This is a genomic window from Chryseobacterium sp. 27AL, assembly GCF_057815395.1.
The window spans coordinates 580052-593711 of record NZ_JBYRIW010000001.1 but is presented as its reverse complement, the minus strand read 5'-3'; the positions used below and the strand labels follow the sequence as shown (position 1 = coordinate 593711).

The 13660-nt window shown below is 37.0% G+C and carries 7 protein-coding genes; all 7 read right to left on the bottom strand.

The window, feature by feature from the left end; genetic code table 11:
* Positions 1-238 precede the first annotated feature (238 nt).
* The 7 genes from AC3WV0_RS02475 to AC3WV0_RS02445 all read right to left on the bottom strand — a co-directional run bounded on the left by AC3WV0_RS02475 (position 239) and on the right by AC3WV0_RS02445 (position 13656).
* Positions 239-2680 carry a PAS domain S-box protein gene (locus tag AC3WV0_RS02475; protein ID WP_488843692.1) on the bottom strand — a complete coding sequence of 814 codons (2442 nt, stop codon included), beginning with the start codon at positions 2678-2680 and terminating at the stop codon, positions 239-241.
* A gap of 193 nt (positions 2681-2873) precedes the next feature.
* Complete coding sequence (locus AC3WV0_RS02470; protein ID WP_488843690.1) at positions 2874-6230, bottom strand: response regulator; 3357 nt, start codon at positions 6228-6230, stop codon at positions 2874-2876.
* 20 nt (positions 6231-6250) lie between these two features.
* Complete coding sequence (locus tag AC3WV0_RS02465; protein WP_488843688.1) at positions 6251-6436, bottom strand: hypothetical protein; 186 nt, start codon at positions 6434-6436, stop codon at positions 6251-6253.
* Between the two features lie 171 nt (positions 6437-6607).
* Positions 6608-8617: a hypothetical protein gene (locus AC3WV0_RS02460; RefSeq protein WP_488843686.1), complete on the bottom strand. Its 2010-nt coding sequence runs from the start codon at positions 8615-8617 to the stop codon at positions 6608-6610.
* Between the two features lies 1 nt (position 8618).
* Positions 8619-11366 (bottom strand): DUF6603 domain-containing protein, encoded by a 2748-nt coding sequence (locus AC3WV0_RS02455; protein ID WP_488843685.1) that lies wholly within the window; start codon positions 11364-11366, stop codon positions 8619-8621.
* Positions 11367-11387: 21 nt separating this feature from the next.
* Positions 11388-12107, bottom strand: a complete 720-nt coding sequence (locus AC3WV0_RS02450) for a tail fiber protein (RefSeq protein ID WP_488843683.1) — start codon at positions 12105-12107, stop codon at positions 11388-11390.
* Positions 12108-12117: 10 nt separating this feature from the next.
* Entirely contained in the window at positions 12118-13656 is a 1539-nt protein-coding gene (locus tag AC3WV0_RS02445) for a hypothetical protein (protein WP_488843681.1), read from the bottom strand.
* Positions 13657-13660 lie beyond the last annotated feature (4 nt).

The window sequence follows — 13660 nt, the reverse complement described above, 5'->3', positions numbered from 1 at the left end:
AAATAATTTACTGAATGCGGGTAGTACGTAAAAATTTAATTTAATTGCTAAAAAATTATCCTAATTACATTGTGTCACAACATTCAGCACAAACTACAACGGACAGATCCCCTGTCCTATTGTGTAAATTTCAAAATTCCATTGGCGTGGCTTGAATATCCATTAAACTCTTTCATTTTAACAGAAAATGCAGCTATAATCACCCGGACAGTTTCTTATCAGTTCATTAGGCCTTGATTCATTCGTCAAGCGTTTCAACCTCATCAGGCAGCGTAAACCAAAAAGTGCTTCCTTTACCTTCGATGCTTTCAACACCGATCTTTCCACCATGACGTTCGATAATATCTGCACTGATATACAATCCTAAGCCTAATCCTGAAGCTTGTATCCCTTTCGGATCTACCCGATAATATCTTTCGAACAGATACGGTAGCTTATCAGCCGGAATACCAGGACCTGTGTCCGTGACTGAAACCTTAACCGAATCAATAACATGTTCGATGGCCAGGAATATCTGTCTGCTTTGAGGCGCATATTTGATGGCATTATTAATAAAATTAATAATGACCTGCTGTATCCGGTTTTCATCTGCTGTGATCTTCAAATTGCTTTCACCTTCTACCACCAGCTCATGGGTTCCTAAATGTATGACATGTGAGCAGCATTCTTCTACGAGATGTGCTAAATCAAACTTCTTTTTGTTTAGCATAACCTTGCCTTCATTTATTCTGGTCACGTTTAACAATTCTTCAACTAACTCGGAAATCTTTTCCATACTTCTGTTGGATTGATCAATTAACCGTGGAAGCAAAGCAGTTGGGTTTGCTTTCATCCGCTCGAGAAGCTGTAAAGAAGCCTTCAGGCTGGTAAGCGGTGTTTTGAGTTCATGACTCGCAATCGAAATAAAATCATCTTTCTGTTGCTGGATTTGTTTTAGAGCGGTAATATCCATCACGGTACCAAGCAACTTTTTTACATTACCCTTATCATCATAATGGACATTCCCATGCAAGCGAACCCATTTCACGGAGTCATTCGCAAGCACAATACGGGTTTCATAAAAGAGCTTTCCGGTTTTTCGGGCAATCTCATGAGCTTGATCACTCAGGTGAAGATCCAAAGGGTGATAAGCAGCAAGTATCTGTGCCCTCGGAACGGGACTTATTACTCCAAAGATCTCATCAAAACGCTTAGAACCAATCACAGACTGGTCTGCATAGGTGAATTCGTAGGTGCCAATTTCTGCCGCTTCAATAGCAAGACGGTTACGCTCTTCAACGTCTTCAATCTGTCTTCTTGCCATTACTTTATCAGTCACATCGTTTCCTACCACCATGATTGCTATAACTTTTCCTTTTAAGTCAGTCACCGGCTCATAAACAAAATCAATAAACAGAGTTTCATCTACGCCATTGCGGTTCAAAATAAGTTCGTGTTCTCTTCCGTGGAAGGCAACTCCTGTTGTGATCACCTGCTGCATGATGGGTGAATATACTTCAGCAGCTTCAGCCACGCCTTCCCAAATAAAACGTTTTTCTAACTGTTCCCTCGATTTCCCTACCAATTCGAGATAACCGTCATTCACTTCAGTAACAATCAGATCTTCAGCCCGGATCACACATATGGCAACCGGTGCCTGTTTTATCAGATTCCGGAATCTTGCTTCACTGCGCAGCAACTCTTCATTGGATTCTGCAAGTTCTTCGTTGGTTGTTGCAAGTTCCTCATTGAGAGCGGCAAACTCTTCATTGGAAGCTGCTAATTCTTCATTCATATCCTGCAGCTGCTGCTCACTCAGCTTTAGCTGTGTAATATCGACGCAGGAGCTGATAAAGCCGGCAAAGCTTCCGTCAGAAAAAAATCTGGGTGTGCCTTTTTTTAGCAGCCAATGATAAGATCCGTCTGACCCGAGCAGCCGCATCTCAGCGCTGTACGAAGCTTTTCGGGCAAACGCCTGCTGATGAGTTTCCAAAAATCTTTGCTTATCGTGAGGATGAATCAAATCATGCCATCCCATGCTGATAAGCTGTCCTTTGGTTCGCCCGCTAAGCTGTTCCCATGCCTTATTAAAATAAATCAGCTGGCCCTTCTCATCGCGTACAGCTATGAGAACATCTGTATTATCAGCCATAGATCTAAAGCGTTCTTCACTCTCAACTAAAGCCTTCACACGATCTTCCACGATATGCTCCAGCTCGGTATTCATCCTTGAAAGCTCTTCCCTGCTGGCATGGAGTTCTTCATTGATTGCACTTAATTCTTCATTTGCTGCTGCAAGCTGCTCATTGAGTGACTGCTCGCGGATCAGTAATTTTTTATTCTGGCTAGCCTCTTCCAGTTCGCGTCTGTTGAGATAGCGCTCGGTGACATCAGTAGCAGTGTGCAATATGGCTATTACACGACCATCTGCATCCTTTATGGCACGGTATTCAAAATCGAAGTAATAAGTACCCAGCTTACCATCTACTAATATTTCTGCAGGTGTATCATTTCCTGAAATGGTAATGCCTTCACGCCAGACTTTTGCAAACATTTCTATAAATGGCTGATCCGATAGTTCGGGCATTGCTTCTCCAAGGCCTTTTCCGATAACCTCTGGCCCTCTGCCCCAGATGGTTAACATCGCCTGATTTGCAAATTCAATCCTTGCATCTTCGCCAACATGTACAGCAGTAGCCATGTTTGTGAAAGAAAGTACGTTAATAAGTTGCTCAAAATTTAAGGGTGGTACATTATCCTTCATTGTTGCTAAAGTTTCGGTACACGAAAATACAAAAATAGGAGCTATGTCTTATTCCCACGAGGCCGAAAAGCGTACCACAAATCCAACTTAGTGAATAAATTAGCGTAATTAAATAATTTATAAAGTCCTTTTACTTCATAAAATCTTTAACAGCAATTAATCCTAGCTTTATTTGCTGTTTAATTTCACTATTCATCAATGAAAAATTCATTTGGTCTTCCTCCATTTTTTCCCATTTCAGGGCGCATTCCGAAAGTTTAAAAAGTCCGGCACTTCCTCCGGTACCTCTCAGTTTATGAAGAACTGTGCGCATTTCTGCAATATCTTTTTCTTCTGCTGCTCTTTCTATATTATTTTCTGCCTCGGTAAGCTGTTGGATAAGCAGATCGAGGAACATTTCTTTGAAATCATCATCATCGCCGATCTGTTCGTTGAGCATCTTAATATTGATGTATTTTTCAGGTTTTATTTCCGGTTGATCTTGTGCATAATGATTAGCGTCAGCACTTTTATCATCACGGGCGCTGATACTGATATATTTTTTGAGTATTTCCTGAAGATCTGCCTGGCGGAGAGGCTTGGGAAGGAAATCAGTCATACCGGCTTCCAGACATTTTTCTTTTTCACCTAATACATTTCCAGCCGTAACCCCTATAATGGGTATATTTTCGTAGCCCGACAATTTACGTATCTGTTGTGTTGCTTCTATACCGGTCATCACTGGCATCTGAACATCCATAAGAATAATGGAAAACTGTTTTCCGCGGCACTCTTCCAAAGCTTCCAGACCATTGACAGCCTCGGTAATGTGCGCATCGGGAGTCATTGAATGTATCATTTTGTTATTGAGTACCATATTCACCGGATTATCATCGACCAAAAGAACTTCAAGCTCCTGGGCAAAGGAATAAGAGTTTTTTTCGGACTGATCCTGAATGATCTCTACAACATTATTCTGAGCTACCTTTTTCAGCGTTTTATATAAGTCATCTGATTTGACAGGCTTTAACAGCAAATAAGAGTTTTCTCTTTCCCTAATTGAAGCTATTACGTCTATTTCTTCCGAGGAAGAAGAAAGTATGATGAATGGGGAAATCTCTTTTCGCTGATTGAACAGCTCTCTTATTTTATCTATCGTTTCCAATCCGGACATGATAGGCATATGATAATCCAACAGAATCACATCGAAACGCTCACCTTTCATCAGGATCTCCAGGGCCTCCATTCCGTTGGCAGCCAGTGTGGACTCGATATTCTTATAGGCAAGCATATGCTCAAGAATAATTCTGTTGGTTTCGTTATCATCCACCACCAGTACTCTTTTGATGGTGAGATCGTTTTCTTCCCTGAATTCAGAAATTTCATAAGGTATTTCAATATCGAAGAAAAATACAGAACCTTTTTCCGGCTCACTGATCAGCGACAGGTGACTTCCCATATATTTCAGGATATTGTTTGAAATAGTAAGCCCAAGGCCCGTTCCGCCATATTTTTTACTGATAGAGCTGTTTTCCTGGGTGAAAGCATCAAAAATAAATTTCTGTTTTTCAACAGGAATACCGATTCCTGTATCCCTTACAGAGAAGCGCAACGCTATATTTTTATCATTCATCTCCAGCTTCTCCACTTTCAGCTCGATCTCGCCTTTCTCTGTAAATTTCACGGCATTTCCCAAAAGATTGATCAGGATCTGTTTTAATCTTGATTCATCAATAAGAAGCGTTTTCGGAAGTCCCGGCTCAATATTCAGAAGAAGTTCGATATTTTTTTTCTGGGACTGATAGAGAATAACGTTAATTACCTGGCTCAGCATGTCATAAACGTCACTTTTTTCAATGAGAAGCTCCATTTTCCCAGACTCTATTTTAGAAAAATCCAGAATATCATTAATAATATTCAGCAGGTTTTCCCCCGATTCATTGATATAGTTCAGATATTGCATCTGTGTTTCCGTAAGTGGTGTCCTTAATAAAAGGTCTGAAAATCCTATAACCCCATTTAAAGGAGTACGGATCTCATGGCTCATATTGGCCAGAAACTCAGACTTTGCTTTGCTTGCAATATCCGCCATTTCCTTGGCATTTTTCAGTTCTTCATTTACCTGTACTGCAGTGGTAATATTCTGTACGGAAATTATTATACCACCCACTTCATCTTCCGTAAGATACCATGGTCCTACTTTAAGGTCATAATGCTGAACTTCTTCTTTACTGTCTAATTTTACCGTAAAGTCTTCATTGATATAGGTTTTTCCCAACAGAGCATTACGGTATATTTCTTTTCTTTCTTCGGGAACATTGGGAGATATGGTGAATAAATTGTTTCCGATAAGATCCATATCATGCATATTGAATTCCTCCTTCCATCTGTTGCTTACCGAAACATAGTTCAGGTCTTTATCAAACATGGCCAGAGGAATCGGAACATCGGTTACAAAAGACTGCATCATGGCTTCCTTTCTGGTAATTTCCAAAAACATTTTTTTGTAGGCATCAATATCCTGGATAATTCCGAAAACCCTCTTGCATACGCCATTTTCAAATTCAGGAATTCCTTTTACTCTCACCCAGATCGTAACGCCGTCATTACGGACGAGCTGAAACTCTTCATCAAAAGAAATTCCTTCTTTCACTGCCCTATCAAAAAGATATTTTATCCTTTCCCTGTTGTCTTCTTTGTAAAATGCTATGGCATTTTCGAAATCCGGATGAAAATCATTGTCTATTTTATGGATTTCTTTGGTACTCTCCGACCAGAAGAGATCGCCTGTATCTACGTTTGCTTCCCAGCCTCCTACCTGTGCTACCGTGCTGGTTTGCTCAAGAATTTCCTTGGTATAAAACAAATCTTTTTCTAATTTGTCCCTGCGAATAAGATCAGATCTTACCTGCATGTAAAAGAAAACGGTAACCGCAATGGCTGCTATGGCAGAAAAAATGATAAATACAACTGTCGAGTTTGAAGACTTGTTCAGATCTTTATTCTTAATGGCCTGCTGAACTTCTTCATATTTAACAAATTGCTGTACCAATATCCGACATCTGTCCATAGCGATCTTGTTTTGTACAAGTTCTTCTCTGGTCATTAATATGCCTTTTCTACGGTTCTCAATGAGTAATGAATCCCCTTCCATCAAGATATCTGAAGTGCGCATGAGTTCATCAAGAAGCGCAACCTGGTGTTTATCTTTAAGATCCAGCCTGTTTTTATCGGCGACAAGCTGCGGATATTTCTTCTCACTTTTCGTGAAAGGCTCAAGAAAACTTTCATGACCGGTAAGCTGATATCCTCGGATGCCCGTTTCTGCATCTAAGAGGGAATTTAAAACATCTTTTACTAAGCTTATGGATTCCTTACTTTTTAAAAGACTTTTTCTGTTCTCCGTCTGCTTCTGTATACTAATATAAGATGCGATAGAACTCCCAATCAGCAGGAGTAAAGCGAGTATTACTCCAATCCGAATATTTCGTATAATTCTATTTTTCATTTAAAATTAGTTTATGGTTATTAAGCCTGATAATTTTTATCGTCTGCCAGAATAGCTTCTTCAGAATAATTCAGCGCTTCAGAATATTTTTCAGAACGAAGAGAATGTACAGCCTTGTTATTAAAATCTATTGAATTTTCTGAAATTTTGTCAGAATTACAACAGATCAAAATTAAAAGAACCAATAATATGGGTATATTTTTCATTTTTTAGCAGCGATTTACAAATATAGTGTAAGTTTCAAAGACTTCATTATCAAAATTTGTACTGCAATCGCAAAATATCAATCATATTACTGAAAAGAACAATACGCAGAAGATAATCAGTTAAAATAACCCATAAAATTCAAGATAAAAATATTATAATTGAAGATAAATTTATTGCATCCAGCCTAGTTTAAATTCTACTTTAGGCTGTTTGTACAGATAATTATTAGCCAATTTTACACTGTCAGTTGACAGTTCAGTGAACTTATCTTCTTCAGCGTTATATTCTTTTCCAAAATGAGCGTTTTCATTTTTGAGATAAATTTCGATATCAGAGAATTTCTGATCAGTGACGTACAGACGGATGGTATCATTAATTTCCGTTACATAATGAAAATCAGTGCTTCTATTCAATTCTATGACCAGATGAGGCCAGTTTTTAATACTTTGTGACTGAAGCAAAATTCCGTAATAGGACTTATTATCATCGAATACTTGATGAAGCGTTTTGTTTTTTAAAATGTACTCTTCAAAATCTTTTAGACTTAGTTTTGGACCGGCACTAAAAATCCCGTATAAAAATGCCAACATCCAGGAATTATCAATTTTAAAGTATTTAATGCTTTCTTCAGTACTTAAATCTGCATGAGGAAGCAGGTAATAAACAGGAAAATTTTTAAACCGAAGCAAGTCTGCAATATAATCCGATAATAAATCAGGAAGCTGTGGCGCCTGGGTTGCCAGATTAGGCAGATAGCTGTATCGGTTTTGCTCTTGTATCAAATGATGTAATTCCAGTTCATTCTTCCATTTTTTCAGTTCCTGAAGGATTTTGTTATCGTTCATGATCATTAACCGGCCTAACTGCCACGCCGCAGCGTAGGTCATATCATACATCTTCGTATCATCGTTAAAAAGATTCAGGTAATCCTGATGATCGGGAACATCTGTCCAGCCTTTATCTTGTATTAAACTGTTCAGGTTAAATGAATAATTCCAGTTGGTAAAAGACCCCTGATACCATGAAACGATTTTTCCACCCGCTTTCAGCTGATGTTCTACCGGCACTTTTGCGACATCCAGCAATTTGACAACCGCTTCATTATTGATGTTGATTTTAGTCTTAAAAGATTCAAGCTTTAGTTCATATAAATAACCTTTTAGGTTTTTGCCACTGTACTTTAAATATTCAAGAATATAATTGTTTTCTTCTTTAAAATTAATCTCTTCATTATACTCAAAATCACGAACGGATTTGGGTTCAGGTAATGTTTTCCATCGGTCTTTACGTCCTTTTAAATAAGCTTCATTAATGGAAATTAACTTACGAAGTTCAACATTTGCAACTGTTTTTAAATCTTTTAACGGTAAAACTTCCGATTCGGCTAAATCTTTTTGAAAGACACTAAAATCCGGATGCGTCTTCAGCTTATTTGTATCAATCTGATATAAATCAGCGCTGATGCTTTCAAAAGACCATTCAGATAAAACTACACATGATTTTGTCCTTTGATATTCATTGTTTGAATTTGAATTATTTAATTGATATTTATCCTTTTCCTTGATAACGATCTCAGCAGAATAGTAGCAGACGAAAGCTTTATACTTTGTATCAGGTTCCACCATACGATGAGAAATGACAATACTTGTTTCTTTGGGAAGGTTCAGGTCTTTAAGTTCTTCATGTTCCTGAACTCTTACATGTGCTAGCTGGGATACAAAATCTATAGAAGGAAAAATCTTGTTATTATCGTCTAGAACATTAAGAATTTTCAGTGGTTTCGGTTCATTTACATCTTCTAATGAATCCTTTAAGTCATTGGTGTTGGTTTCCAATATTTCAAATTTTCCGGACGCCAGTTCATCTTCCTTAAGTAAAACCAGGAAAATATAAGGTATTCTGTTTCCTTCTGACCGGCAGTCAAACTCCCAGGGCAACGTACTTCTTCTGAATTGTATATGCGGAAAAGTACCGGCAAAGTCGCCCGTATGTTCCATAGGAGGATGCACTGCCAATATTTCATTCTGAGGAATAGTATAATTATAACCGGCCACATAGAAAACAATGTTCTGCTCATCAACATTGGTAAGATTGTTCTGCAGATTGGCCTTCATCTCATATTTTCCTGAGACAACAGTGGGGATGTGTGACGGAGCAATTCCGATTTCTTCCTGTGTCATTTTAAGCGATTTGATATGTTCCTAAAGATTTCCTTTTGTATTTATAAACATCAACAGTGTTTTCTAAGTCGGTATAATCTATTTCATCTTCATCCAGAATTTCAAAAAGATTCATGACACTGCCATTCAATATAGCTGAACTTTGCTTGTGCTTTATTTCGCTGGCCATAAAGCTATTCTTATAATCTTTAACACAAGTATCATATAAAGAAATAATTACCGGGTAAATATTAGAATTTACTTTAGAAAATTCCAAACGAACCCCTTTACATATATCTTTCAATAATTTAGGATCTGATAATATTTCCTGATTATCCGGAATTGTATTGGAGTGATTCCAGATCGATCCAGGAACTGATTTTAAAATAGGAGAACCTGTAAAGGATAAGAAATGATGGGCTGCACCATCAACTGATAAACTGATCTTATTTTGCAATCTCGGAGATGCCGCATATACCGGATAAATATTTTCAGGGTTTAATTCTCTGGTAACCAATTGATCTCCATCAATTTCAGTTATCGGAATTTCCGAATAAATTTCCAGTGCAAAAGTTTTCGGATTAACGACTACAGATTCAATTCCATCTGCATTTTTTATTTTTTTTATGATCCCTGATGTTATATTGCAGGTAAGTATTTTAGTGGCGTCCGGTAAAAAAGCAGCTATAAATTCTTCTTTACTTAACGTTTTATCGACAAGTTTATGATGATTACCGAATTTCACTTCCAATTCATATCCCGCGACTTTAAAAGTTGCCAGTCCTCTGAAATCAGGTCCTTCGAGATTTAATTTAGCTGTGAGATTAAAAGATTGATTAATACTGAAGAGCCATACATCCACGACTATTTTAGCATAAATCTGTACATATACCTCTGCTTTGTAATAAAATGGCTTCCATGAAATAATAAAATCTGCACTGAAGAGTACTCCAATTTCAGCATAAACCACACTTCCATCAAGCACAAGACTTAGACCGCCCGCAATACCTGCCATAATACAGCTTGGCGTTAAAGCAAAATACGCTTTGCCATAGAACTGAACGGAGCCTAAATTAAAACTATATCCTAAACGAGGAGTATTATTTGGATAATGAGTGGGCACCTTAAAATCAGGATGATAGCCTCCCAACGTAAATACAAAATCGCCGGCAACATCCCCTTTCAGCCACATTCCCAGCGCAAAGCCGCCTGTTAATTTCAGCTGGGGCAACAATACATAGGTGTTATCCGTCAATTGACCCCGCACTAAAAAGGTTCCTTCATCTAAATCGGCACGCATGGAAAAGGCAAATTCAAAATTGTAAACGCCTTCCAGCTTCATTGTTGATAAGCCTAAAAGATTTAAAGAAGTCTTGTTTCCAAAAGCAATGGCCAATATCCCTGTGGTAAAAATCATCTTATAGGAATCAAATTTAATTCCTGCTATAATTACATAGGTATTCTCACTGGCGGGAAGATAACGGTTTAAATCATTAAAAATCTTCTTAATAGAATCGCCTTGCTTTAAGCCTCCCTGATGAACGATTTTGACTAGCGGAAAATCAGGAATTTCGGTGATATCAGGCATTATAAAGTTTCGGTTTAACCCAAATCCCAAGGCAAATCCGTGAATATAAAAAGCAGGATCTACAGGAATCGGAATCCCCAAATATCCAAATGCGAACAATGAAGAATAGCTCGGTGTTTTAATGTAAGATCCGATGGCTATGATTTCAATTTTACCAAGTCTGAAGGTCAGTAAACCATTGTATTCTTCTGTCCCGTTATTTGTTTCTCTTAAAAACGCACCTGCTATGGAAAGCGTTGGCGTATCATAAATAATTGCCAGTCCTTTTAAGGTAAATTGAATTTCCTGCCATAATTTTTCGAGGCTGAAATTCTGAAAAACAGTAAAAGGAACCTGAATCCCTAATCCGACAAGCTGTAAGCCGAAGGGTCCCACATTAAAATCTGCTGATACAGAAAAATGGATGATATTATTTTCGATGGAGGGCTTTACTTCATGGATTTGTACTAACGAATTCTTTTTACCATTTTCTTTTTGAATACTGCCTGCTTTACCCTGATTTTCCTTTTTTGAAGATCCTGAATCAGAAACAGGTAAACCAGGAACTTTTATGCCTTTCAGATCAAAACCGGGAAAGGTGATTTTTTGCTCTTCATTCCCATCTTTAAAAATCATACCTGCATTGAATCCTGCAGACAGAGAGAGTTTTTCTTTGTTTAACCAGATTTTATTGTCGACAAAATTTTTCTTGGACGTATTGATTAATTTGAGTTGCTCATTATTTGACGGTCCGCCTTTTTGAGAAAGATATACCAGCTCTATGGCAGAAATGGAATAATCTTTAAGATACTCTCCAACCAAAGGCATTTTCGCAAAACTGACTCCTTCTTTTATGGATACTGAAAACAGTTTAAATTGATCAGAAAAAATACCTTTTAATTTAAGCTTTGAATACCTTGCTGCCAACTGAAAAGCGGTCAGTTTTTCATTATCATTTGAAATTTTATAAATGCCGAAATTCAGCTCATCAGGGAGAAAAGGAGCGATGTGATCTTTAGTCTCATCTTCATCCGCTAAAAGTTTAGAGATATTCTTTGAAACATCAGGTAGCTTACCAGCAAACGACGTTACGGAAATATCATCATTTAATCTGATAACATTTCCTGTGATTGTAAGGTCAACTTCTTTTATTGTGACGTCGAGCTCGAGCTGGATATTGGTTTTTAAACTTTTAGGACTCATGAAGAAGTGCTTGATTTAATATTATTCTGCTTTAATAATATATAATAATTTAAAATGCGGAGGAGTTATATCAATAGGTAAGGATTTAAAGTTTTCATTATGTGCTGTTTTTTCGCTATAGCTATTTCTTGTATTCATCTCAGTGTACCCGTCTAATGTTGTTGTCGTTTTTCCAAATCCGGAATCTTTATCATATCTACTGAATTTGTATTGGTAATATTCAGTATTATATGAAAATATATGTGTATGAGGAGGAAGATTTTCTTCTCTTAATTGTACTGAAAAACTGCCCGCATACCTATTTTTCCATTCTAAATTTAGATTGTCTTTTATTGACAGACCCATAATAAATCTACTTGTTAAATCAGGCACACGATCTCCTATGATCTCCTTTAATTTTGGATGCTCATTAGTAAAGCCTCCATCACAAATCAACCAGCCGTCAGGAATATTTTTTCCGGCAAAAGCGATTACAGTGCCTATTGGTAAAGAAACCAGTTCGTTTTTAACATACAGATTATTTTCAATTTCTGTTTTTTCTGAACTGATTTTCATTATTTCATTTGAACCCTTTACAATCGTCAATTCACTGCTCAACAGCTCGATTTGATTTTTAAGCTTGATCATATCGGTTGTCAACGCATTGATTACAGCATTTTGCGAATCTAAAGTATTGACAGTTAACTTGTCAACTTTTGCCTGACTGGCTTCAAATTCATGTATATTTAATTTTTCTGACATAGTTTAAAACTTAAAGTGAATAGAACATTTTACCTGTTTTTATATAAAACCTGACTTTTCCGTTTCTATACCCCGGAATGTTCTTGTATTCCAGATAAAAAGGATAAGCACCGGATGGATTTGCAGGGGTTGGCTGCTTAGCTTTCAATCCCGAAATCTCCAAGATTATGGACTCTTCTTTACCTAATACATACTCATTCTGATAATATAAAAAGTCATTTCCTGTCGATCTGGGTTTAGTCGAAATATCACGAAAAGATTGAAATTCTTTCAGTTTTAAATTAGCAGTTTGCTGCACATCACTTTCCAGTATCGTGAGAAAATTACCGCTCATCCTGAAACCACTGGTATCTGAAAATTTCAGATCTGCATCCGTTATATTGTTTATTAAAATCTTGATCGTCTGAGTATTATTTTCTGTCCCATTGTTTAAGGTATCATTTCCAAGGATAAATACATCAAACGGACATTCATTTCCACCCCGTAAATCTATGACTTCAAACACTTTATCAATAATAAAAGGCTGAGATTTGGTATACGTTGTAGAAAAGTCATCTTTCGTGAGCGTGAGATTATACATTTCCAGCTGAACCAATACCCTTTCCTGCTCTAACCGGTTGATAATGGATACACCGTCCAGCACTGCCGTTAAACTTCCGTTACCAGCCTGCTGATTTTTAAGATCAAAAGGAATATCAAGCTCATCAGATTCTTGGGTATCATTATTTGCTGAAATATATTTAAAAAATCCTTTTTTTACTTTAAGTTTTGCAATACAACGATCATATTTTTCGAGCGTCATATCGCCTGGGAAAAATTCGAAGGATAGAGGAAGCTGTTCATTTTCAATAATTAAACTATCATATTCACTACTGTTGGTAAGCTTGAAAGTTACCGTATCGGTTACAGCAGATTTTGACAACAGGGTAAGATGTTGCGCTATGGTTTTATTAATCATATTTTCAATTTCATCTTTTGTGACATCGCCATAAATCGACAGATCGGCAATCCTGAGCTGATCCCCTTCTTTATTTCCACCGACCATAATATTCTGATCTTCAGCAGAATTAGTATTAATTGAGATGATAGCTTTTCGGTGCAGTAAAAAATTTTCATCGGTCAGATAGAGATCAACATTACCCGAATCATCAAAGTATACAGAACCGTTGAACCAATGGTTTTCCCTGATCTTAAAATCAGCGTCATTGACTTTAATACTGTCTTTAAAAGAAATCGCATTTCTGTTGTTGGATTTGATAACACTCAATATTTTTTCCCCCATCGTAATGAGGTTGATAGAACCATTATTATTTTTTTTATTGTAATTGAAAAAGAAATTAATCAAAGTCCCTCCTTTACTTACTGTTTTTTTGAATGTCAGTTCCAGTTTACTTTCATCTTTAAAATTCAGGTAAGAACCTTTGTATTCATCAAAATCAACCTCAAGATTATTATTTTCTAAACTCGATTGAACCTGACTTTTATAGTTGTTAATAATTTCGTTATTCACTAAATTATCTAATGGAAAATAATATAATAATTTTGCCATGATG

Excerpts from the sequence above, each read along its gene's own strand:
- AC3WV0_RS02475 (WP_488843692.1), bottom strand. The coding sequence starts at position 2,680 with ATGGCTACTGCTGTACATGTTGGCGAAGATGCAAGGATTGAATTTGCA.
- AC3WV0_RS02470 (WP_488843690.1), bottom strand. The coding sequence starts at position 6,230 with ATGAAAAATAGAATTATACGAAATATTCGGATTGGAGTAATACTCGCT.
- AC3WV0_RS02465 (WP_488843688.1), bottom strand. The coding sequence starts at position 6,436 with ATGAAAAATATACCCATATTATTGGTTCTTTTAATTTTGATCTGTTGT.
- AC3WV0_RS02460 (WP_488843686.1), bottom strand. The coding sequence starts at position 8,617 with ATGACACAGGAAGAAATCGGAATTGCTCCGTCACACATCCCCACTGTT.
- AC3WV0_RS02455 (WP_488843685.1), bottom strand. The coding sequence starts at position 11,366 with ATGAGTCCTAAAAGTTTAAAAACCAATATCCAGCTCGAGCTCGACGTC.
- AC3WV0_RS02450 (WP_488843683.1), bottom strand. The coding sequence starts at position 12,107 with ATGTCAGAAAAATTAAATATACATGAATTTGAAGCCAGTCAGGCAAAA.
- AC3WV0_RS02445 (WP_488843681.1), bottom strand. The coding sequence starts at position 13,656 with ATGGCAAAATTATTATATTATTTTCCATTAGATAATTTAGTGAATAAC.